The following is a 22423-nucleotide window of genomic DNA, read 5'->3' as shown; positions in this document are numbered from 1 at the left end:
TCACGTATGTGTACATATGCATTCAAAAAGGAAAGGTTTAATAAAAGTAGAAACTATGTCTTGTTTTGGATACGTATTCAAAGTCATTAAATATGTTTGTTACATAGAAAAAGATTGAATCTCAAAGAAGGTCACTATTAAATCACGATGAGTTAGAACAACGAAGAATATGGCGTGACCGAACGTTAATGTCATTAGTAAATTTCAAACAAACTCTAGATTCCAAGTAGAATTCGGCGAGAACTAGTGAGAAAGAGAGGATTATATGTCAGTAAAAAATAAAGTAGTTATCGTTACGGGTGCAAGCAGAGGGATTGGAAAGGTTATTGCTCATTCCTTTTCAAAGGAAGGAGCAAATCTTGTTTTAGTAGGCAGGTCGAAAGAGGCTTTAGAAAAGGTAGAAGTAGAATTAAAAGAGGAAAATCCAAATGTTATTAGTGTCATTGCTGATGTGACTAACGAAGAACAGGTAAAACATATGGCAGAAAAAACAATTGAGGTGTTCGGCAAAATTGATGTACTGGTGAACAATGCTGGAACTGCAGGTCCAACTACTTCTGTTAAAGATTTGGCAGTTGAAGATTTTCGAGCCGTTCTAGATGACAATTTAACAAGTACATTCCTATGCATTAAAGCTGTCGTTCCAAACATGATGGAAAACCAATCAGGCCGTATCATTAATCTATCTTCTGTTTCAGGAAAGCGAGCTCTTCCATATCGAGTAGGATATTGTGCAGCTAAAATGGGAGTCATAGGTTTAACAAGAACACTAGCAGCCGAACTAGGTGAACATAACATTACGGTTAACGCGATTTGTCCTGGATTTGTCGAGGGTGATCGAATTGATAGTGTTATTTCAAACCAAGGAAAAGTAAGAGGACTTGATAAAGAGGAAGTGGAACGTGAATTAAAAAGTTCATCTCCATTAAAACGTTTTGTCAAACCAGAAGAAATTGCCAAGACGGCCGTATTTTTATCGACCGACGCGGCAATTGGAATCACTGGAGAAGATGTAAATGTGAGTTCTGGAGTAGTTATGTATTAAACAATTAATGGTGTTGGTATTACCTCACATTTCGGACTCTAAAGAAAAATTTCTAATGTGTTTTTAAGTCTTGATATAACAGGACTTTCAATGAATGATAGACATTGGATAATCCATCTAAATGGAAGAGATTCATAGATACCAAGAGATTAAAATACATTGAAATTGAAATTTCTAAGGGAGTACGAAATGTGAGATTCAGTTATTTATTTTTTCATTTAATTTGAATACGTATGCAAATTATTCACTGTAAATAAAAACTATTGTACATACTGATTTCGTCCAGCAGACATAGCAAATATCATAACTACTATAGAGATAATGACTAGAGTGGTGAGTGGGACAGTCCACATATGAGTCATGTCATACAAATATCCAATAAACATAGGACCTACAGCCGCAAGTATGTAACCTGTTGATTGTACCATTGCAGATAACTCTGCAGCCTGACTTGTATTCCGAGCACGAAGCCCTATATAGCTTAGAGCCAGTGGGAAGCACCCACCTAATGCAATCCCAATTAACATAATACTCACTATTAAAACGGGATATGATGAACCTAGCAGTAATCCTCCATAACCAACAATCGGGAACATACCTAATATGAAGGCAAGCCATACTTGAGAACGGAAACGTGCTGCCAGAACAGGGACGAAGAAACTAGCAGGCAATCCCATTAGTTGAGTAAACGAAAGTAACCAGCCGGCTGTCTCTATACTTATTCCATGACTATGTAATATTTCAGGTAACCAAGCGACTGTTACATAAAATAAAAAGGACTGAAATCCCATAAAAATAGCTATTTGCCAGGCAAGCGGCGAACGCCAAATTCGATTAGAGTTAGAACGGACATTCCTCACTACTTCATGATTTTTACGATTAAACTTGAGCAGAAAAAACCAAATCAGGATAGCGACCAATGCTGGTATCCCCCATACGAGTAAGGCTCCTTGCCATCTTAAATTCAACCCAGTGGCTAAAGGAACACTCACCCCTGATGCTAACGATGCAATCAATCCCATTGAAGTGGAATAAACACTTGTCATTAGACCGAATTTTGTTGGAAATTTATCCTTTACAACCACTGGCAAAAGAACATTTCCAATGGCAATACCCATACCGACAAATAGAGTTCCGATAAAAAGAAAAAACGCCATCGGGATGAATCGAATACATATACCGATTAAAAGAAAAAGCAAACCTAATAGTAAGGTCCTTTCATTGGTTAAACGGGCAGCTATTTTGGGAACGATGGGTGACATCACCGCAAAAACAACTAATGGCAAGCTCATTAATAAACCTGCACTCCAATGTGCTAGCCCAATATCTTCTTGAATCATTCCAACTAATGGTCCTAACGACGTAATAGCTGGCCGCAAATTAAATGCTACTAGTACAATACCCGCAATGAGCAAGAATGTATAAAAGGAATTCGTATTAGCGTGTTCCTCTTGTACCTTTTGTAATTCCATTAAAATAATCTCCTCCTAGATGAACAAACTTCATACAATATATTACAGTAATTTAAGGTAGAGATAAAATGAATTTCGCATCTGCTTCATCGCTTGCTCGAATTTAGAAAAAAAAGAAACGCAGGTAAGCAGAAGGCCTGTGAGATCTGGCCAATAATACTAGTATGTAAAGCAAACTTAACTTTAGTGATAAAATTCATTTGAGTTTTTTTGTATAAAAAACATTGCTGGAATGTATTTCATTTATTATAATAAAATTGTAATTAATTTACAGATTTAGTGAATGATTGTTCATTCATTGTGTCTAAATGGAGGGAGAAGAATGAATTTATCTGAACAGCTTCATAAAACCGCCATAGAAAATGCACAAAAACCTGCTTATTATTTTTTAGACCAATCTACTTCGTACGGTGAATTAGATGCTGCGGTGACCAAATTCGCAGATGGTTTACATAAGCTAGGTGTTTCAAAGGGTGATCATGTTGCTATGCTTTTAGGGAATTCTCCACATTTTATTATTGGGATGTACGGTGCATTGCGAGCAGGTGCAACAGTTATTCCAATCAATCCAATTTATACTCCAGATGAAATTAGTTACATTGTCAATAATGGGGATGTGAAGGCAGTCATTGCCCTCGATCTTCTTATTCCGATGCTAGAGAAAATCGATCCGCTCCTAACAACTGTTGAGCAATATATTATTTGTGAAACAGAGCCAAGTAATAAAGAGTTAAGTAACCGTTTAGCTTCTATTTATTCAAAAATGAAATCGTTTGCAGAGGTTATTGCTGCTGGGGATTTTCAATTTCAGGCCCCTGTGCCAGATGAAGAGGAGACAGCTCTTATCTTGTATACGTCAGGAACGACAGGAAAGCCGAAAGGAGCGATGCTGACACATCGGAACCTTTATTCCAATGCGCGAGATGTTGCAGAATATTTAAAAATAGGTGCCAACGACCGTGTCATTACAACGCTGCCGATGTTTCATGTTTTTAGTTTAACCGTCACTTTAAATGCACCGCTGATAAGTGGAGGAACGCTGTTGATTGTACCGCAGTTTAGTCCGAAGGAAATTTTTAGACTAAGTCAGGAATATGAAGCAACCGTCTTTGCCGGTGTACCAACTATGTATAATTTCTTGTATCAGTATCCGGAAGGGACGGCCGCTCATGTACAGTCTGTTAAACGTTGGATTTCAGGTGGCTCTCCTATGCCGGTGGCTCTTTTAACATCATTCGAACGGAAGTTTCATGTTACGGTTTCAGAAGGATATGGGTTATCTGAGGCGTCGCCAGTAACATGCTTTAACCCATTAGATCGCCCGGCTAAACCAGGCTCTATTGGCACATCGATTCTGAATGTTGAAAACAAAGTCGTTAATGCACTTGGAGAAGAAGTACCGGTTGGTCAAGTCGGGGAATTGATTGTCCGCGGTCCAAATGTGATGAAAGGCTATTATAAAATGCCAGAGGAATCAAACGCTGTATTGAAAGATGGATGGCTATATACCGGTGATTTAGCGCGCATGGATGAGGACGGCTATTTTTATATTGTCAATCGTAAGAAAGAACTCATTATTGTTGGGGGATATAATGTGTATCCGCGTGAAGTAGAGGAAGTGCTATTCGCTCACTCGGATGTTATAGAAGCGGCTGCCATTGGCGTACCTGATTCTAATCAAGGTGAAGTAGTTCATTGTTTTGTAGTGAAAAAAGATCCAGCTTTAACAGAGGAAGAATTAAAAGCTTACTGTACGAAACACTTAGCGAAATACAAAGTTCCAGCTTGTATTACATTTATAGAGGAGCTTCCCAAAAATACAACAGGCAAGATTTTACGGCGTGCATTAAAGGCTAAAATGACACAATAATCATATAGCTGCCTTTCCTTTAGAGATTATCGCGATTTTCTTCGCTATAGTCTCTTTTGTACAAACACTTTTATGTGTGAAATCATAAAATAATGTAAAAAATTAGGGACTTGATTTCTTGGATAATCCGCGATAAGATAGTAAAAATTTAGTAGTAGGAGGGAGATTAGATGAGAGAGGTTACTTTATTGCAACTATACGAACATCCTATTACACAAAAGTATTTGAACCGTTCTGGAATGGCGCATGCTATTGCTGTTGCCTACCACGCTTTCCATTTAGCAAAGGAGCATAATGTGGATCCGGACATCGCTGCGAAAGCTGGGTTTCTTCATGATATGGGTCACTTTACTTGGTACCGTAATGGAAATTGGGATTATGACCTATATCGTCAAAATGATATTCACCCGATTAAAGGAGCCGAAAGAGCGCACAAGCTTCTTATTCGACTTGGTGAAAATCCTATTAAAGCAAAAACGATTTCCCTTGCTATTTTATTTCACACCGATTCATTTTTACCTTCCAATGATATTATGCGCACCCCATTACAACAGATTGTAAAATGGGCTGATGAGAAAGACGAAGAAGAAGGCGGCAAACATCATTATCGTACAATCGATTCACTTCGAGCAAAAGATATGATTATCCGCTTAGACCAATTGATTGATAAAGAAGTAAACAATAAGTTATCATCCTAGGCGAATAGGGTGGTAGCTTATTTTTTTATGTACAGGCTTTATTATATGACGCTGTTGGTTTTTAGATCCTGTTCGTGTGAGGGTCTTATCCAAAAAATGAATGCGGCGAATCTTCCAGGGTTAATGGTCCTGTTACATCCATTTACGAAACATGATGATAAACTGAATAGAATGTTTATCCATCCGCTTGAGAGGTTAAAGGTTCTAACTTGTCTAATTTTGCTTACAATATAGTAAATATATTGTTTTTCACGTGGAAAGTATAAGGGGCAACTGGGCGTCTAGCTAGAAGGCAGTTAGAGGTAGTTTTCAACTAAGGGGGAAGTATGATGGCTAGAAAATGGGCAGGCTATGCTGTTATCATTTATTTAGTCTATGTGGCTTGTATGTATGGCTACATTTTTTGGTTTGCGGATACATCGATTCCACAAGTTTTAAAAGGTACGGCTGCAGACCCGCAAACCTTTTTAAACGCAAGAGAGCTTGTGTTAAGTGAGGAATATTCCAACATTCGCAACTTTATCTTTCTAGCTAATACTCCATTTGAATGGCTGATTTATTTTTTCATTTTGCTGTGTGGAGTATCAAGGGTATTTGAGAGATGGTCGGCGTCGATGTCTAAATGGAGAGCTGCTCAAACGGGGATTTATTTATTTTGGTTATCGTTGCTTACTTATGTCGCTGTATTCCCTATACAATATATTAGCTATACATTTAGTCGAGCGTATAATATTAATACTCAATCCTTTAGTGCCTGGATGAAGGATGAGATTATTGGATTTTGGGTTAACTTTGCTCTCATGTTTCTCATTATCTCCGTATTATATTGGTTAATGAAAAAAAGCTCAAAAAAATGGTGGTTATACGCATGGCTTCTCTCGGTTCCGTTTTCTTTTTTGCTTATGTTTGTACAACCTGTTTTGATTGATCCGCTTTATAATGACTTTTATCCATTAAAAAATAAACAATTAGAGGAAAAGATTTTAATGCTCGCTGATCGAGCGAATATTCCGGCAGAGCATGTGTATGAAGTGAATAAGTCAGAGGAAACGAACGCTTTAAATGCTTATGTGACAGGCGTTGGGGCGAATTCAAGAATTGTTCTGTGGGATACGACGTTAAACAAATTACAGGAAGATGAAATTTTATTTATTATGGCGCATGAAATGGCTCATTATGTTGAGAAGCATATTTATATTGGAATTGCAGGCTATTTAGCTCTAACGTTTGTGGGGCTTTGGCTCATTTCACGACTGATGAATTACATTGTGGAGCGCTGGGGGAAACTATTAAAGATTTCTTCTGTTGACAATATTAGCTCGTTGCCATTATTTCTATTACTAACTGGTGTCTTACTATTCGCTTCTAATCCTCTTTCGAATTATGTGTCACGTTATCAGGAAACAAGAGCGGACCGCTATGCGATTGAAATGACTGGAGATCAAGAAGCGGCTATTCATGCTTTTCAAGACTTGACACGTACAGGACTTAGTCAAGTCCATCCGCCTTTACTGATTAAATGGCTTCGTTATACACATCCTTCTATGCTTGAGCGAATTTCTACTATTGAGAAGTATGATAAGGATGAATAAGAGTCGGCTGCTAACGCGGCTGGCTTTTTTTTGCTTTAATGTCTAAAAAGTGTAAATGTTTAGAAAAAACTTTTATTTTTGGCAGCATATGATTATTGACTATAATGAATACAACTTTTACCGCAGATTAACAGTAAGGAAAGAACTTGATTGTTAGAAAGAAATAAAGGAGAAGGAGTATGCGTAATATAGTATCGATTATTATAGGTTCAGTCATTGTAGCCTTGGCATTTAATTTATTTTTAATTCCTCATCAAATATTGAGCAGCGGCTTAGGCGGAATTGCTATGATGTTGGGAATCGTCACACCTATTAACACAGGAATTTTGAATTTTTTATTAAATTTACCTTTATTAATTATTGGCGTTTTAAAATTAGGAAAACAATTTATTTGCTACACTATTCTATCGGTTGTTGTATTATCCGTTAGCTTATACGTGATTCCTGTTGAAGCGATTTCAACAGACCAGTTTCTATCTTGTTTATTTGGCGGCGTGATATCAGGCCTTGGAGTTGCCATTATTTTCAGAGCATCGGGTTCTTCTGGCGGTTTTGATATTTTGGCCATGTTACTTACAAAAAAACGGGATTTCCCGCTTGGAACGTTACTTTCCGTGATGAATGCGGTTGTAGTGGTGGTTTCTGGTTTTATTTTTGACTGGAATTCTGCTTTGCTCACATTAGTAGGGATTTATGCTGCTGGTAAGGTTATTGATACGATTCATACGAGTCATATTAAATTAACGTTACTGATTGTGACGAAAAAAGGCGATGAAGTGAAGGCACAGCTATTAGCTAATTTATACCGGGGAATTACAATCATGGATGGGGAAGGCGCTTATTCTGGCAACAAACAAAAAATATTAATGACTGTTATTACACGTTATCAATTAGCAGAGGTGAAGGCAATCCTGAATAAAGTGGATGCAGATGCGTTTGTTAATATTACACAAACAACAGAAGTAATTGGATTTTTCCATCGAGGGTGAAAGGAAATGCTTCTCTTCGACAGGGTTAATCTGTCATAAGTAAAGCCTCCCAAAATAATGGGAGGCTTTGTCAAAAGATAACATGTTCAACTTGTTTTGCTGTCTAGTTCCATCGGATAAATAATTGTTAGACAGATTCGTAATCTGAACGATTGGTTCGATTTTTTTAATTGCCAAATAGTTTCATTAATTGTTTCATTTCAGCGCTTAATTGTAAAAATAACGGTTTGTCTTTATTGTCAAGGGCATTGTCAATTTGCCGAGCCAGCTTGTTTCGCTTCCTCTTAAGGATGGATTCACGAATAATCATCTCAATGAGTATTTCCTGCATCGTTTCATTTTTCTTGGCTTTTTTCGTCGAGTGAGCCTTTACCAATTCTGAATAGGATTTGTCATTTTTCATTGGAAATCACCCCTGCCCTTTTTATTAATATATGAGTGCTTATGCGATAAAAGTAGTATGATTTTGTAAAAAACTAAATTAATTTTAACGTATGTGTATAAATCAACAGTGCATGTAAATGAACATTCTTATGTCGGTTTAACAAGTTGAATATATATAGTTATGGAATTGTGTCGATAGGTGGAGTATTCCATAGTAGTAGTTAATTTTTTTGAATATTTTGTGAAGTTAATACTTTATACCTATATATGTGGTATGATTAGGGCAAGTTTTGGATTTATTCATTAAGAAGGGGGAAACGATATGGAACACAATCAAAACAATTTAAGGGCAGAATATACAGTGACGCCTTATACGCTTGCTCTGTTGCCTGTTCAAGATGGAAGTAAAGTATATTCGCGAATTATTGAATTAGAAGGTGAATTTATTTGTCCCCTTAAGCCAACGGATATTATTAAGAAAAGTTGTGAATATTTGGGGGTGAGTTATGAAGGCAGGAGGTCAGGAACAAAGAAAATAACAGGTTTTACACATAAAGCTCCGATTACGATTGATCCTTCTGGCTCGCTTTTCTTCTTTCCAACTGCCTCTCCTTTACGTCCTCAATGTATTTGGTTGGCACATGATCATATTCTGTCATCTACTCGCCTAGACTCCAAACAAACTACAGTTGTTCTTCGTAATAAACAAAGTATAGTTGTTAATATGTCAATCAGCTCATTTAAGACGCAACTGCATCGAACAGCCTTTTTGAAAACGAAGCTCCTTCCACGACTAGAGGAAATACAAAGAATGCTGCAAGATTTAGCTAACCAGTTTGAATGGGCACAAACTGCCGAAGTACCATCCAAGTATACTTTATTGCGCCGGATTTGAGTCAGTGGATGGGCTAATAGAATAAGGGCTTTTTTGAAAGAAGTAATACGTCAGTAAGTTTTCTGTTTGTTTTTTTAGGCGGGGATTGAAATAATTATGGCGTTCTTCCTGCCCTTTATAGGTGAAGCAGTACATCGTAAATGTTTCATCTCGCTCTACTTCGTTAACTGTAATCTCCTCATGCTGTAAATAGGTAAGAACAGCTGCTAAGTCTCGTTCTACTTTTTTGAAAACGTCTTTTATGAGATCCTGATAAGGTCTTTTTAACTTCAACTCGCTTGTTTCGATGATTTGTAAATCCCTCTTTAGAATCTTTAGTACCATTGGCAAATAAATGGCTTGTTCAATCATTGTTTGAGCCTGTTTTGTCATACGAGCCATTGTTCAATCTCCTTTCTCTCTATATAATAGTTGGTTATTTTTGGAACGTTTGTTCTATTTTAAATGATGAAATTTTATTATGCAAGGCCTCTTCCCAGATTGCATACATAGATTATGGAATCTGAAAAAAAGGAATGTTATGATAAAGAAAAAGGAGCGATATTTGCCTTTTAAGAAGAGTGTTATATATGTGAAATAATGAGAGTACATAGAGAATGGCTACGTAACTTGATATGAGGGAGATTGTTATGGATTTTGAAGCATTACGGGAATGGCTGACGCTTGAAAACATATTAGACATTATGCAGCAATATCAATCGTTAGGACCCATTGCGGGAATTGTATTGCCATTGTTAGAAGCTTTTTTACCTTTTTTACCTTTGTTTATTTTTGTCATGGCCAATGCAACGGCCTTTGGGCTGTGGTGGGGATTTTTATTTTCTTGGCTTGGAGCGGTCACAGGTGCTTTTCTTGTTTTTTTAGTTGTTCGGAAATTTGGACAAACAAGGTTTTTTCATTTTTTGCAACAACATAAGCAAGTTCAAAAACTTATGAACTGGGTTGAAAATCATGGATTTAGTCCATTGTTTTTAATGCTTTGTTTTCCTTTTACACCTTCAGCGGTCGTAAATATTGTTGCGGGCCTTTCGAAAGTAAGCTTATGGCAATATGCTTTAGCGGTTATAACGGGAAAGATGGTTATGATTTTTACAATTAGTTTCATTGGGTATGACATTCCCTCTCTGATTCATCAACCGGTTCGAACCGTGATTGTATTGATTATTATTTTTATTCTTTGGTATGTTGGGAAAAGGATCGAGCGTCATTTAGATAAAAATATGAAACGAGAAAGAGGATATTAGAAAAGAGTCGTTCGGTTAGATATACAGAAAACCGAACGACTTATTTTTTGCGTTGTTAAACAATATTGTTGATAACATCAACGGCGTTATATAACCAAACCAGTTTTAAAAGGCGAACGTATGATTGTGTTTTAGGGTATGGATACACTATAATACAAGTAGAAAAAATGGAAAATGAAATCGACATAAGCAAATCGGTTTTTCTGTTATCATAGATAGTACATTGAAATTTTTGTAGAAAAAGGAGGGACAGCAGGTGACGCTTCGTTTTTTATTGGGGAGATCCGGGACAGGGAAGACGTCTTTTATGTTAGACGAAATCCGAAGTACCTTAGCTCATCATCCAGAAGGGAACCCTATTATTTATCTTGTTCCCGATCAGATGACATTTTTGTCTGAATATAAATTAATTAAGACACCAGGACTTGAAGGAATGATTCGGGCTCAGGTGTTCAGCTTTAGTCGACTTGCTTGGCGCGTCCTTCAAGAAACAGGAGGAATGAGCCGTATTCACTTGGATAGCGTAGGGGTGAATATGCTTATTCGTAAAATTATGGAGGAAAAGCAAGAAGAGCTGAAGGTATTTCGACGCTCTGCAGACAAGCAAGGGTTTGTTACGCAAATGGAGCAGATGCTCGTTGAGTTTAAGCGCTGTTGTATACAGCCGGAACAATTGCAAAGTTTTTTAGAACAGTCAGCCGCAACAAGCGGTGTCATTCAAGATAAATTACATGATTTAGAATTAATTTATCAATCGTTTGAAGAGAAATTGATAGGCAAATATCTTCAATCCGAGGATTACTTTACGCTATTGATTGAAAAACTAGCAGATTCTTCTTATATCGCGAATGCACAAATTTATGTCGATGGCTTTTATAGTTTGACTCAACAAGAGCTGCTTATTCTTGAAGAAATGATGAAAAGAGGTTGCTCTGTTACGGTCGCTTTAACGTTGGATCGACCTTATCCATCGCTGCCGCCGGATCCTCTAGAACTGTTTAGACAAACAGGGACAACGTATTATGAGATTTATCAAACAGCGCTTCGATTAGGCGTGCCGATTGAAGAAGATAAGGTCTTCACAGAAGTTGGTCGCTTTAGTGAAAATCCTGCATTGAAACATTTAGAGCAGCATTTTGCAGTGCGGCCTGTTCGTCCATATGAGCGTCCAGCGAACGTAATGGTATCGCAGGCGGTCAATCGACGTGCCGAAGTGGAGGGGGTTGCGAGAACCATTGTGAAGCTCGTTCGGGATGAGGAGTACCGCTTTAGAGATATCGCCGTTTTAATGCGAAATGGCGAGGCTTATCGAGATATTATTCAAACCGTTTTTCGAGACTATGAGATTCCGCTTTTTATAGATTCTAAACGCAAGATGTTACACCACCCTCTTATTGAACTCATTCGTTCGACATTAGACATTTTGACAAGCAACTGGCGTTATGAACCGGTATTTCAGGCGATTAAGACGGAATTGCTTTTTCCATTAGAGAAGAATAGCGACTTGATGCGTGAACAGGTCGATCGTCTGGAGAATTATGTGTTATCCCGAGGGATTAAAGGGGAGAGATGGACATCAAAAGAGAGATGGACCTATCGTCGTTTTCGTGGCTTAGAGCTTGAAGAACGATCTCAGACGGATAAAGAAAGGCAAATAGAAGAAGAACTAAATGAGCTGAAGCAATGGTTTACCGCACCGATTCTAACGTTATCACGCCGGATAAATCGAGCGGAAACTGCAAAAGAATTATCCGAAGCGCTTTATTTATATTTAGAAGATATCCGTGCCGCAGAGCAATTAGAAAAATTAAGACAAGCAGCTGAAGAAGCTGGCGATTTAGTCGCAGCACGAGAACATGAACAAGCATGGAATGCGGTCATCGATTTACTCGATCAATTTGTAGAGCTGTTAAGTGAAGAGCAGATGTCATTAAAAGCATTTGCCCTCATTATTGAAGCAGGGCTTGATTCATTGAATTTTTCATTAGTTCCGCAGGCGATGGATCAAGTGATTATCGCCAACTTAGATTTATCTCGTTTGGATGATGTAAAAGCAGCCTTTATTATTGGATTAAATGATGGAGTGTTACCAGGGAAGGCACCTGCTGAAGGAATTTTTTCAGATCAAGACAGAGAGACGCTGCTTGCAAACGGTCTGGAAGTGGCGCCAAGCTCAAAGATTCGGTTATTGGATGAGGAGTTTATTGCGTATAAGGCTTTTAGTACCCCTTCTCATTTGCTTTACGTATCTTATCCGTTAGCCGATGAGGAAGGGAAAGCGTTATTACCGTCTTCTTATATAAAGCGTATTTCTGATGTTATTCCTCATATTCATGCTAACTTGTACAGCAACGATCCTTTTGATGGAACTCCAACTGAGCAAGCTGATTTTATTGTGAATATGGAAGTTGCTTTATCTCATCTAACATCGCAATTACAGCTTAAGAAACGGAATTATCCGATGCACCCGCTATGGTGGGATGTTTATAATGCATTGATGGATGACGAATATATGAAAAACGAGACATCGCGTGTGCTATCGAGTATCTTCTATGAAAATCAAGCTAAGAAGCTATCGTCAGAAACAACGAAACAATTATATGGCGAAAGTATTATGACGAGTGTTTCTCGAATGGAGATGTTTAATAGCTGCCCATTTTCTCATTTTGCGGCACATGGATTAAAGCTGCGTGAGCGGCAAGTTTTTAGACTGGATGCGCCTGATATTGGGGAAATGTTCCATGGAGCGTTGAAGATCATTTCTGATTATCTATATGAACATGCTATTTCATGGGCAGCATTGACGAAAGATCAATGCTTAACGCTAGCGAGAAAAGCTGTGGAGACGCTCGCTCCTAAATTGCAAAATCAAATTTTGCTTAGTTCTAATCGTCATCATTATTTAAAACGAAAATTAGAACAGGTTATTGGCCGAGCTTCAATTGTGTTAAGTGAACAAGCGAAATTAAGCGGCTTTGCTCCAATTGGTTTAGAGCTAGGATTTGGGAAAAATGAAACGTTGCCGCCCCTTTCATTTTCATTACAGAACGGGACACAGATGGAATTGATTGGTCGAATTGACCGCGTCGATAAAGCCGAAGAGAGTAACGGCATTTTCTTACGTGTATTGGATTATAAGTCTAGTGAGAAAGATTTGAGCTTAACGGAAGTGTATTACGGTTTAGCGTTGCAAATGTTAACTTACCTTGATATCGTTGTCACGCATTCTCGTTCTCTAATTGGAACAGAAGCGCTTCCTGCCGGGGTTCTGTATTTCCATATGCATAATCCGGTCATTAAATCTAAAGGAATGTTAAGTCTTGATCAAATAGAAGAAGAAATGTTTAAAAGCTTTAAAATGAAAGGTCTTATTTTAGGAGATACCAATGTGATTCAACTAATGGACCAATCCCTTGAAGTAGGAGCATCTAGTAAATCTCATATCATTCCAGCTAGCCTTAAAAAGGATGGAACGGTGTCCGCTACGTCCAAAATTGCAAGTCGTGATGAATTTTCTCTCCTGCAAAAGCATGTTCGTCACATTTATGAAAATGCGGGCAATAAAATGGTAAACGGAGATGTCGGAATCGCTCCTTATAAATTGAAAGACCGTACACCATGTAAATATTGTTCATTTAAAACGGTTTGTCAGTTTGATTCATCATTAGAAGACAATGAATACCGAACGTTAACAGATAAGAAGCAAAAAGATGTCTTAGCGTTGCTGAGAGAGGGGGTAGAGGTGTGAGTAAAACAATCATTCCTGAAAAGCCATTGGATGTGACGTGGACAGATGATCAATGGAAGGCGATCTGGGCGAAAGATCAGGACATATTAGTCGCGGCTGCGGCTGGGTCCGGGAAAACAGCTGTACTAGTCAATCGGATTATTCAAAAAATCCTCTCTGAAGACGATCCAATGGATGTGGATGAATTACTAGTCGTGACATTTACGAATGCTTCCGCTGCTGAAATGCGTCATCGTATTAGTGAGGCGCTTGAACAAGCCATTGCTCAAAATCCTAGTTCACAGCACCTTCGTAAACAGCTAAGCTTAATTAATCGAGCGTCTATTTCTACACTACATTCCTTTTGTTTAGAAGTGATTCGTCAATATTATTACGAAATTGATATTGACCCAGGGTTCCGGATTGCCGATTCTACAGAGATAGAATTGCTGCGGGATGAAGTGATGGAAGAGCTATTTGAAGAGCATTATGGCCGCAGTGATAATGAGGAATTTTTTAGATTAGTCGATGCGTTTACGAGCGATCGAAGCGATGCGGATTTGCAACAAATTGTCCGCTCTTTACATGATTTCTCCCGTTCGCATCCGAATCCAAGTCAATGGTTAGATGAAGCGGCTGAGATGTATAATCTTTCAGATGATGCGACAATTGAAGATTTACCATTTATCCATGCGTTACGATTTGATATCGCGTTACAATTGGATAAGGCCAAAGATTTATTGGAAAGAGCGTTAGATTTAACAAAGGTGCCAGGAGGGCCGGCACCGCGCGTGGAAAATTATCGAGCGGATTTAGAAATGATTGCAGCGTTATCTCAGGCGAATGAAACATCGTGGCATACATTGCATGAGGCGATTCAAAACGTTTCTTTTACAACGGCTAAGCGCTGTTCAGGAGCGGACTTTATAAAAGAACTTGTCGATGAAGCGACGAAGCATCGTGATAAAGCGAAAAAAATCGTGAAAACATTACAAGAAGAATTGTTTGTTCGAAAACCGGAAAGTTATCTTCGTGATATACGAGAACTGAAGAGCTATGTCGAAACATTAGTGTTACTGGTTAAGCAGTTTGATGCTCGTTTTTTTGCAGCGAAAACGGAAAAAAATCTGGTGGATTTCTCCGATTTAGAGCATTTTTGTTTAGAGATTTTAACGAAAGAGCTTGAACATGGTGAAAGAAAACCGTCAGACGTTGCGTTAGCCTATCGTAAGCAATTTAAAGAAGTGCTTGTCGATGAGTACCAAGATGTCAATCTCGTTCAAGAATCGATTTTATCGTTAGTGACAGCGGACGGTGAGCACAGCGGAAATATGTTCATGGTGGGCGATGTAAAACAGTCGATCTATCGTTTCCGGTTAGCCGAACCAAATTTATTTCTCGGCAAATACACTCGTTTTACTCATGATGGTCAAGAGTCGGGACTACGGATTGATTTAAATCAGAATTTCCGCAGCCGTACAGAAGTATTAGATGGGACAAACTTTTTATTTCAACAGTTGATGGGAATCAGGGTCGGAGAGATTGAGTATGATGAAGACGCACAATTGAAAAAAGGAGCACCATATCCTGAGGGTCAATCGTTTCCTATTGAGTTATATGTCGTAGATGGTGCGCCAAGTGAGGACGAGAGTTTATCAGATTCTTCTGAGTCAACAGCTGAATTCGAATCGGAAGAGTTAGAAAAGGCGCAATTAGAAGCACGTATGATGGCAAAGTTGATTAAACAAGCTATCCATGAAAAACAACCAATCTATGATCCGAAGACAAAGCAGCATCGTACGATACAATATCGAGATATTGTTATTTTGCTGCGCTCTATGCCATGGGCCCCGCAAATTATGGAGGAATTTAAGAAGCAGGGAATTCCGGTTTATGCGAATTTATCGACGGGCTATTTTGAGGCGACAGAAGTAGCGATTATGCTTTCGTTATTAAAAGTGATTGATAATCCGCAGCAAGATATTCCGCTCGCTTCTGTACTGCGTTCACCGATTGTTGGACTAGATGAAGAGCAAATGGCCAAAATCCGTACGTTCCACTCAGGAAGTTATTACGAAGCACTAGCTGCTTTTTATCGTCAAGGTGATGTGAATGAACAGACAGGCTTATATGAACAAGTGGCGGCCTTTTATCAGAAGCTTGTGAAGTGGAGAAAGCTTGCCAAGCAAGAATCATTGTCAGATTTAGTTTGGCTTTTGTATCGCGAAACGAGATTTTATGATTTTGTTGGGGGCATGCCAGGTGGTAAGCAGCGTCAAGCCAATTTGAGAGCCTTTTATGATCGCGCTAGACAATATGAGTCCAGTTCATTCCGTGGTTTATTCCGCTTTTTACGTTTTATTGAAAGAATGCAAGAACGCGGTGATGACTTAGGAGCTGCGAGGGCACTTGGAGAACAAGAGGATGTCGTTCGACTGATGACGATTCATTCTTCAAAAGGTTTAGAGTTCCCTGTTGTGTTTATTGCTGGTCTTTCGAAGCAATTTAATATGATGGATTTACGCAAATCCTACTTGTTGGATAAGGAGTTCGGGTTTGCAGCGAAATATGTGAATCCAGAGCTTCGAATTACGTATCCATCGTTACCGCAGCTTGCTTTCAAGAAGAAAAAACAATTAGAGCTGATTGCCGAGGAAATGCGCGTCTTGTATGTGGCTTTAACAAGGGCAAAGGAGAAGCTGTATTTAATTGCAAGCGTCAATAATGCAGAGAAGAGCTTGAACAGTTGGTGGAGCAACGCCTCTCATGCTGACTGGCTTTTAAAGGATTATACTCGCGCAGGGGCGAAAAGCTATCTCGATTGGATTGGACCAGCTCTCATTCGCCATCAAGATGGTCAAAGATTAATGGAGGATCATGTTCCTAATCGTTTGAATGAAGAGATTACTTTCCATGCGTCCCAATGGATGATTTCCATCGTTCGAAGTGAAGAACTGATGGGAGTAGACGAAGAGGAGCTAGCGGAAGATTCATGGCTAGAACAAGTGAAGCAATCTAAGAAAGTAGATAGTACTTCGGAATATACGAGTTTGATTGAGGACAATCTACATTGGAGCTATCCGCAAATAAATGCAGCCACTCATCGCTCTAAGCAATCTGTTTCGGAATTGAAACGCAGGTTTGAATTAGCTGATGATCATAGTGCGACAGAGCTGATTGAGTCGTTTAGTCGACCTATTACAAAGCGGCCGGCCTTTATGCAAGAAAAGTCATTAACACCAGCTGAAAAAGGAACGATTGTTCATTTAGTCATGCAGCATCTCGATGTAACAGCTGACATAACCGTCGACTATATTGAACAATTATTGACCGATTTAATTCAGCGTGAGCTGTTAACCGAAGAACAGCGAGTGGCGGTCGATTCACACATTATTATTCAGTTCTTTCAAACGGAAATTGGTCAGCGATTGAAAAAGGCGGCTACTGTACGTCGAGAAGTTCCTTTTATGATGTCGTTACCTGCTCATATTGCGTATCCTGATTGGGATGAAGGAGAAGAAGAGGTACTCGTCCAAGGTGTCATTGATTGTTTATTTGAAGATGAACAAGGGCTTGTGCTGTTAGATTATAAAACGGATGCGATTACTGGCCGTTTTTCAAATGGATTTGAAGGAGCTAAAGACATTCTTGCCGAACGCTATCGAACACAGCTTCAATTATATAAAAGAGCAGTCGAAGGAATTTTGCATAAAAAAGTAACAAAGTGTTATTTATTTTTCTTTGATGGTGCACATTTATTAGAGATGGAAGGATGAGTGTTCTGAAGCTGAAGACGTTCTGATAAAATAAAAAGAACCTTTCATCAATGAACGGCCTATAGTTTGTTAAGCAAGACATAAACAAAGCAATTGAAGGAGAGTGCTTCAATTGCTTTGTGCTTTTACCTGAGAGTTAGATTAAGGAGGAATTTGAATGTCTATGAAAATCGTGGCCATCAATATTGGGGAGCCAATAACGGTAGAATATAACGGGAAAGCATTAACAACAGGCATATTTAAAACGCCAAGCCTTGAACCAGTTTTTCTTGGGAAGCTCAATTTTGAAGGAGATGGACAGGCTGATTTAGTGAATCACGGCGGAGAAGATAAAGCTGTTTGTGCTTATCCGTACGAGCACTATGCTTATTGGGAACAAGCAATCAACAAGGACCTGGGAAGTAGTGCGTTTGGAGAAAATCTTACGCTGCAAGGGATGGTAGAGCCCGATATACATATAGGAGATATTTATCAAGTAGGAGAGGCCGTCGTTCAGGTGAGTCAACCTAGACAGCCTTGTTTTAAAATTGCGAAAAAACACGGGGTGCCTGATTTAGCTCTACAAGTTCAAAATACGGGTTACACAGGTTATTATTTTAGAGTGTTACAAGAAGGATGGATTCAACCAAATTCCGAAGTTGAATTAATCGAGAAAGATGGTAATCAAATATCGATTCAGTTTGCTAATAACATTATGCACCATGATAAAAGCAATAAAGAAGCGATCCAACAAATTTTAGCGGTTGAGGCACTTTCTGATAGTTGGAGAGAGACTTTTATGAAACGTCTAGCAAAGATGGAAACGGATCCGAAAACACAGCCGGAAGAAACTCATTAAAGCATTGTAAACACGCTTGGTTAATAAATAACCGAGCGTGTTTACATAGCAGTAATGCCGTTTAGTTAGAAATCTTTTAATTATTTCCGGCAATTGGTTGGTCAACACCGTTAACATCGAGAACGTTGGTTCCGTTAATCGCGCTAACTGTGGCAATGACGGCTCCAGTATTAGAGGCACCAGAGCCGTTTATTGTTTTAGAGGCCGATTTTGGAGAAATTACTGCAGAGTCTCCAAATTGCAGAGTTCCTGAACCCATATGAGAAATTTGAATAGGACCTGTAATCGCAGGCATAATAAACATCCCTTTTTTCTAGTTTTTATTCTTCTTTCTTTGTTGAATCCGGCTGAGTGGACTTTCCGTTGTCGGTTAGTTGCCGAGTATGATGAATTTTTGATTTCATTCGTATATGTCCCACGTTTCCAAGACCAGCGACAGAGCTGGTGGAAATAGCATTTATATAAATATGACCTGTTTCAATAAATGGACAAAGGTGATTAAATCGCATTTGAATAGGCTCGGTGATGAGTGGGAGAGCCAATGGGCGCGAAAAAATTTCGTAATCACTAAATTGATCGTCACGTTCATAGAGAATCTCGCTTCTTCGCTGAATAGCAAGTGCGTGGAGTGTCCCGTCGATATAAGAGCAATCACCAATTTGTAGAGTGGAACTAAAAGCAATAGAATTAGACTCCACTGATTTGGCTTTAGAAGTTCTTTGAAACATATCGATTATGATTTTGGAACTAGAGATAATGGTTGGATAATAAGGGATTCAGGCGGGGTATCAAAGGCTGAAGCGAGCTGAACCGTTTGGACATCCCCAATAAGAAAAAGCGAAGCGCTTGCTACCCCATTGATGTTAATATGATCTACACATAACTGATGATTCACTACATTAAACTCCATTAGTATGATTTCCTCCTGTCTGTCCTTTTGAATGTGTAATAAAATTCATAAGGGCTACTTGAATGTCTGACTTCACCTGTTCAAACACTTTTTCTTTTAATTGCTCAAATTGATGCGGCGATCGTTCGGTTGGGGGGCTCTGGTCAAAGTACATATGAATTCGTTGTTCGAGCTGGCGTTCCACATCATGTTTGATGAAATCATGATACGAAGCATCCAGTGTAATACCAGCTTGAGCTTCTGTTTCTTGAATCATCCCATCTAAATGTGACATCAATTCGGCCGTCATTTCTTTGACAATTTGCTCTCTGTTCGGAAATGGAAAGGATGTCGGTGAGACAGGTTGATTATTTACCGCGAATTCATCGATATTATTTAAGTCACTAGGGTTCAGCCCTATATTTAATGTGCCATCAAGAGATTCAACTTTTAGTTGGTCGAATTTATATTCAATTCGATCTATATGAACTGGTGGCCGCTCTTTTAGAATAGATACTTCTTCGGTTAGGCGTTTGATCTCTTGTTCAAGTTGCTGAATCCGTTTTTCTTGAGCTTCTAGGTAACACTGCATTTGTTTAGAATAGGTGTACAAATCATTGTTCAAGAGTTAATCACCTCAAACTTTCGCCGAAGATTTTCATTCACTGATACTATATGCAAAAGTTTGAAGTAGGTGAATACCTAGAAGAAATCTAAAGATAATCGTTGTCACAGCGGGACTAAACTAACCTCATTCGTTTGTAACTGTGGTGCTTCTTCCGTAAAGCCGCCTGTATTTGCTAATGTGGAGTACGGTTTAATGATGCCTGCACTTCCGATTTGAAAGACCGAAGAGTTATTTATTCCTCCGATTTTAATCATATTAATTTGAATCGTTTGTTGAATATGAAAAATCATTGTAAGCTCCTTTCCGATAGGCTATGTTAAACAATCTCGTGGATAAACGGATTTCTATAGCACATAGCCTTCAGTTTAGACGTTAAATGCAACAGGTTCATCAATTAGATCAGGATCGTTTATATTCGTTGCGCTATATTGGTTACGAAGAGAAATCGACTGTCCGGTGTTAAACGAACCTGCACCTGCATATGTTTTTGCAGTAGAATAAGGAGAAATTTTAAAAACATCGCCAATATGAACAACGCCGCTGCTGGACACACTAATCACTTGAATGACTCCGACGATTGCAGGCATATCATCCATCCTTTTATTTATTTATTAAATGTTAGATCACTAGGCAGAAGACTACCCGATGCTATAGTATGTATGTGAACGATTAATGTGAGTAGGATACTTATGCAAATAGGTCTGTCCTATCATACTAATAAAAGGAGTGAGAGCGTGAAGGAAGCGATAAACCCGATTGAGGAGAAAAAGCGTCTTGTTCATGTTGATATTTTAAGAGGAATAGCTATTCTAGGAATCTTTTTAGTCAATATGTCGTCTTTTCATATGCCCATTTTATATATCGATGGCTATGATGTTTGGACGACAGGGTCTGACCGCTTGCTGTATATGTTTAGTGATATTTTTGCTCAAACTAGTTTTTATCCATTGTTTGCTTTTTTGTTTGGGTTTGGGGCTATTATTCTTTATGAACGAAGTGCGGAAAAGGGGATGTTATTTCCCGTTCTTTTTAGTCGTAGAATGCTTTTCTTGCTCTTTATCGGTTGTATCCATGCTTTTTTTATTTGGCATGGCGATATTTTGATTACATATGCGGTACTAGGATTTGTATTTTTATTGTTTTATAAATTGAAAGGCAAGACATTATTAATTGTCGGCTCCCTGCTGTATATGATTCCAGTCATGATTCTAAGCTTGCTTATGGTGTTTACGAGCTTGTTTTTTTCGGAAGAATTAGCAACAGAAGCGACAGCCAATTATGAGTTAGTAGAACAGTCGCAGGACGTTTATCAACATGGTTCATTTATTGAGGTTACGAAGCAAAGAATGCAAGATTGGTATTATGTGAATAATATAGTAGGACTCGTTATGTATCTCTTTTTCATTTTTCCTTTCTTTTTACTTGGAGCGGGTTTTGCTAAGCTGCGTTGGCTGCATGAGCCGTCTCTTCATAAACGAAAGCTTGTCGTTATCGCGATTGTCTGCTTCATTGTCGGTTTAGTTATTAAATGGCTTCCGTATGTAACGATCTATCATACCGGAACGACTCTGATTCAAGATGAACTAGGTGGTCCGCTGCTTACTTTTGCTTATATAACAGGTATTACCTTGCTTGTGCAAAAGGACAGCGTACGTCGATTATTACACCCATTCTCCTATATTGGGAAAATGTCCATGAGCAATTATTTGTTTCAATCGATTGTGTGCACCTTACTATTTTACTCCTATGGCTTCGGTTTATATGGGCAAGTTTCGTATACAACAAGCTTTATTCTAATCTTTGTTATTTATGGGATGCAATGGTTAGCAAGCTATATTTGGCTGAAACACTATCGCTTTGGGCCGATGGAATATGTATGGAGATGGTTTACGTATGGCAAACGATCTGCAATGAAAAGGCAGAGCGAAAAGGGATAGGTACATGCTTATTTCTTCATGCAAAGGGGAAATAAGGACAGAATGCTTAATTTTGTTTTTTAACTCTTGTCTGTGATATGATGTAGGAGAATTTGTACTAGGGGGCATTAAACTTATGATGGATACAACGCATTTACACATCACAACTTGGGTGATTGGTCTTATCCTCTTTTTCGTAACGTATTCGATGTTGAAAAGTGGAAATCCTAAAGCGAAAATGATGCATATGATTACCCGCTTGTTTTACATTCTTATTTTCCTTTCAGGCGGTATGCTGATCTCTGATTTCGGCGTATATGCAACGAAAATGATTGTCGGCCTATTAGTCATTGCGTTTATGGAAATGGTGTTAGTACGTACGGCTAAAAGAAAAAGTACAGGAGTTATGTGGACATTATTTATATTAAGTTTACTCTTTGTACTATATTTAGGTTTCTCT

21 protein-coding genes are annotated in these 22423 nt (G+C 38.6%); 12 read left to right on the top strand and 9 right to left on the bottom strand.

Annotation, left to right across the window (positions count from 1 at the left end):
• Positions 1-265 precede the first annotated feature (265 nt).
• Positions 266-1045: an SDR family NAD(P)-dependent oxidoreductase gene (locus V7068_RS03790; RefSeq protein ID WP_499711154.1), complete on the top strand. Its 780-nt coding sequence runs from the start codon at positions 266-268 to the stop codon at positions 1043-1045.
• A gap of 260 nt (positions 1046-1305) precedes the next feature.
• On the opposite strand, the gene V7068_RS03785 is transcribed toward V7068_RS03790, so the two are convergent.
• Positions 1306-2517 (bottom strand): CynX/NimT family MFS transporter, encoded by a 1212-nt coding sequence (locus tag V7068_RS03785; protein WP_499711153.1) that lies wholly within the window; start codon positions 2515-2517, stop codon positions 1306-1308.
• A 322-nt stretch (positions 2518-2839) separates the two neighbouring features.
• Between V7068_RS03785 and V7068_RS03780 the strand changes: the two genes are divergently transcribed.
• The 4 genes from V7068_RS03780 (at position 2840) to V7068_RS03765 (ending at position 7666) form a co-directional block, all read left to right on the top strand.
• Positions 2840-4387, top strand: a complete 1548-nt coding sequence (locus tag V7068_RS03780) for a fatty acid--CoA ligase family protein (protein WP_499711152.1) — start codon at positions 2840-2842, stop codon at positions 4385-4387.
• Positions 4388-4557: 170 nt separating this feature from the next.
• On the top strand, positions 4558-5085 hold the full coding sequence (locus V7068_RS03775; protein WP_499711151.1) for an HD domain-containing protein: 528 nt from the start codon (positions 4558-4560) through the stop codon (positions 5083-5085).
• A gap of 329 nt (positions 5086-5414) precedes the next feature.
• On the top strand, positions 5415-6677 hold the full coding sequence (locus tag V7068_RS03770) for a M48 family metallopeptidase (protein ID WP_499711150.1): 1263 nt from the start codon (positions 5415-5417) through the stop codon (positions 6675-6677).
• 179 nt (positions 6678-6856) lie between these two features.
• Positions 6857-7666, top strand: coding sequence for a YitT family protein (locus V7068_RS03765; RefSeq protein WP_499711149.1), 810 nt, complete (start codon positions 6857-6859; stop codon positions 7664-7666).
• A gap of 166 nt (positions 7667-7832) precedes the next feature.
• Here the strand turns inward: V7068_RS03765 and V7068_RS03760 are convergent, their stop codons facing one another.
• Positions 7833-8069: an IDEAL domain-containing protein gene (locus tag V7068_RS03760; protein ID WP_499711147.1), complete on the bottom strand. Its 237-nt coding sequence runs from the start codon at positions 8067-8069 to the stop codon at positions 7833-7835.
• A gap of 303 nt (positions 8070-8372) precedes the next feature.
• On the opposite strand from V7068_RS03760, the gene V7068_RS03755 reads away from it, so the two are divergent.
• The gene (locus tag V7068_RS03755; protein ID WP_499711145.1) at positions 8373-8945 is read left to right on the top strand and encodes a competence protein ComK; all 573 of its coding nucleotides are present in this window, start codon (positions 8373-8375) and stop codon (positions 8943-8945) included.
• On the opposite strand, the gene V7068_RS03750 is transcribed toward V7068_RS03755, so the two are convergent.
• Positions 8928-9326 carry a YhjD family protein gene (locus V7068_RS03750; protein ID WP_499711143.1) on the bottom strand — a complete coding sequence of 133 codons (399 nt, stop codon included), beginning with the start codon at positions 9324-9326 and terminating at the stop codon, positions 8928-8930. The genes V7068_RS03755 and V7068_RS03750 overlap by 18 nt on opposite strands.
• A 248-nt stretch (positions 9327-9574) precedes the next feature.
• On the opposite strand from V7068_RS03750, the gene V7068_RS03745 reads away from it, so the two are divergent.
• The 4 genes from V7068_RS03745 to V7068_RS03730 all read left to right on the top strand — a co-directional run bounded on the left by V7068_RS03745 (position 9575) and on the right by V7068_RS03730 (position 18530).
• Positions 9575-10189, top strand: a complete 615-nt coding sequence (locus V7068_RS03745; RefSeq protein ID WP_499711141.1) for a TVP38/TMEM64 family protein — start codon at positions 9575-9577, stop codon at positions 10187-10189.
• A gap of 256 nt (positions 10190-10445) precedes the next feature.
• On the top strand, positions 10446-13937 hold the full coding sequence (gene addB, locus V7068_RS03740) for a helicase-exonuclease AddAB subunit AddB (RefSeq protein WP_499711138.1): 3492 nt from the start codon (positions 10446-10448) through the stop codon (positions 13935-13937).
• Positions 13934-17692 (top strand): helicase-exonuclease AddAB subunit AddA, encoded by a 3759-nt coding sequence (gene addA / locus V7068_RS03735; protein ID WP_499711136.1) that lies wholly within the window; start codon positions 13934-13936, stop codon positions 17690-17692. The genes addB and addA overlap by 4 nt, the downstream gene beginning before the upstream one ends.
• A gap of 157 nt (positions 17693-17849) precedes the next feature.
• Positions 17850-18530 carry an MOSC domain-containing protein gene (locus tag V7068_RS03730; protein ID WP_499711133.1) on the top strand — a complete coding sequence of 227 codons (681 nt, stop codon included), beginning with the start codon at positions 17850-17852 and terminating at the stop codon, positions 18528-18530.
• Positions 18531-18606: 76 nt separating this feature from the next.
• On the opposite strand, the gene V7068_RS03725 is transcribed toward V7068_RS03730, so the two are convergent.
• The 6 genes from V7068_RS03725 to V7068_RS03700 form a co-directional block, all read right to left on the bottom strand.
• Positions 18607-18825 (bottom strand): spore germination protein, encoded by a 219-nt coding sequence (locus V7068_RS03725; protein WP_499711131.1) that lies wholly within the window; start codon positions 18823-18825, stop codon positions 18607-18609.
• 25 nt (positions 18826-18850) lie between these two features.
• Positions 18851-19258: a spore germination protein GerPE gene (locus V7068_RS03720; RefSeq protein WP_499711129.1), complete on the bottom strand. Its 408-nt coding sequence runs from the start codon at positions 19256-19258 to the stop codon at positions 18851-18853.
• A 5-nt stretch (positions 19259-19263) separates the two neighbouring features.
• Positions 19264-19440, bottom strand: a complete 177-nt coding sequence (locus V7068_RS03715) for a spore germination protein GerPD (protein ID WP_499711128.1) — start codon at positions 19438-19440, stop codon at positions 19264-19266.
• On the bottom strand, positions 19430-20044 hold the full coding sequence (gene gerPC, locus V7068_RS03710) for a spore germination protein GerPC (RefSeq protein ID WP_499711126.1): 615 nt from the start codon (positions 20042-20044) through the stop codon (positions 19430-19432). The genes V7068_RS03715 and gerPC overlap by 11 nt, the downstream gene beginning before the upstream one ends.
• Positions 20045-20148: 104 nt before the next feature.
• On the bottom strand, positions 20149-20337 hold the full coding sequence (locus V7068_RS03705; RefSeq protein WP_499711125.1) for a spore germination protein GerPB: 189 nt from the start codon (positions 20335-20337) through the stop codon (positions 20149-20151).
• Positions 20338-20412: 75 nt separating this feature from the next.
• Complete coding sequence (locus V7068_RS03700) at positions 20413-20634, bottom strand: spore germination protein (RefSeq protein WP_499711124.1); 222 nt, start codon at positions 20632-20634, stop codon at positions 20413-20415.
• 147 nt (positions 20635-20781) lie between these two features.
• Here V7068_RS03700 and V7068_RS03695 point away from each other — a divergent pair, with 147 nt between their 5' ends.
• Positions 20782-21984, top strand: coding sequence for a DUF418 domain-containing protein (locus V7068_RS03695; protein ID WP_499711123.1), 1203 nt, complete (start codon positions 20782-20784; stop codon positions 21982-21984).
• 115 nt (positions 21985-22099) lie between these two features.
• The coding region (locus V7068_RS03690) for a YisL family protein (RefSeq protein ID WP_499711121.1) at positions 22100-22423 on the top strand (324 nt) is incomplete at its 3' end.

It is taken from the genome of Bacillus sp. JJ634, from assembly GCF_036962285.1.
Lineage (GTDB): Bacteria > Bacillota > Bacilli > Bacillales > DSM-1321 > Peribacillus > Peribacillus asahii_A.
This window is presented reverse-complemented; position numbering and strand designations above follow the sequence as displayed.

What these genes read in the sequence shown, in the direction of transcription:
- V7068_RS03705 (WP_499711125.1), bottom strand. Translation starts at nt 20,337, where the DNA reads ATGATTTTTCATATTCAACAAACGATTCAAATTAATATGATTAAAATC.
- V7068_RS03760 (WP_499711147.1), bottom strand. Translation starts at nt 8,069, where the DNA reads ATGAAAAATGACAAATCCTATTCAGAATTGGTAAAGGCTCACTCGACG.
- V7068_RS03785 (WP_499711153.1), bottom strand. Translation starts at nt 2,517, where the DNA reads ATGGAATTACAAAAGGTACAAGAGGAACACGCTAATACGAATTCCTTT.
- V7068_RS03790 (WP_499711154.1), top strand. Translation starts at nt 266, where the DNA reads ATGTCAGTAAAAAATAAAGTAGTTATCGTTACGGGTGCAAGCAGAGGG.
- V7068_RS03750 (WP_499711143.1), bottom strand. Translation starts at nt 9,326, where the DNA reads ATGGCTCGTATGACAAAACAGGCTCAAACAATGATTGAACAAGCCATT.
- V7068_RS03730 (WP_499711133.1), top strand. Translation starts at nt 17,850, where the DNA reads ATGTCTATGAAAATCGTGGCCATCAATATTGGGGAGCCAATAACGGTA.
- V7068_RS03725 (WP_499711131.1), bottom strand. Translation starts at nt 18,825, where the DNA reads ATGCCTGCGATTACAGGTCCTATTCAAATTTCTCATATGGGTTCAGGA.
- V7068_RS03745 (WP_499711141.1), top strand. Translation starts at nt 9,575, where the DNA reads ATGGATTTTGAAGCATTACGGGAATGGCTGACGCTTGAAAACATATTA.
- V7068_RS03715 (WP_499711128.1), bottom strand. Translation starts at nt 19,440, where the DNA reads ATGGAGTTTAATGTAGTGAATCATCAGTTATGTGTAGATCATATTAAC.
- V7068_RS03755 (WP_499711145.1), top strand. Translation starts at nt 8,373, where the DNA reads ATGGAACACAATCAAAACAATTTAAGGGCAGAATATACAGTGACGCCT.
- V7068_RS03700 (WP_499711124.1), bottom strand. Translation starts at nt 20,634, where the DNA reads ATGCCTGCAATCGTCGGAGTCATTCAAGTGATTAGTGTGTCCAGCAGC.
- V7068_RS03770 (WP_499711150.1), top strand. Translation starts at nt 5,415, where the DNA reads ATGGCTAGAAAATGGGCAGGCTATGCTGTTATCATTTATTTAGTCTAT.
- V7068_RS03775 (WP_499711151.1), top strand. Translation starts at nt 4,558, where the DNA reads ATGAGAGAGGTTACTTTATTGCAACTATACGAACATCCTATTACACAA.
- V7068_RS03720 (WP_499711129.1), bottom strand. Translation starts at nt 19,258, where the DNA reads ATGTTTCAAAGAACTTCTAAAGCCAAATCAGTGGAGTCTAATTCTATT.
- V7068_RS03765 (WP_499711149.1), top strand. Translation starts at nt 6,857, where the DNA reads ATGCGTAATATAGTATCGATTATTATAGGTTCAGTCATTGTAGCCTTG.
- V7068_RS03780 (WP_499711152.1), top strand. Translation starts at nt 2,840, where the DNA reads ATGAATTTATCTGAACAGCTTCATAAAACCGCCATAGAAAATGCACAA.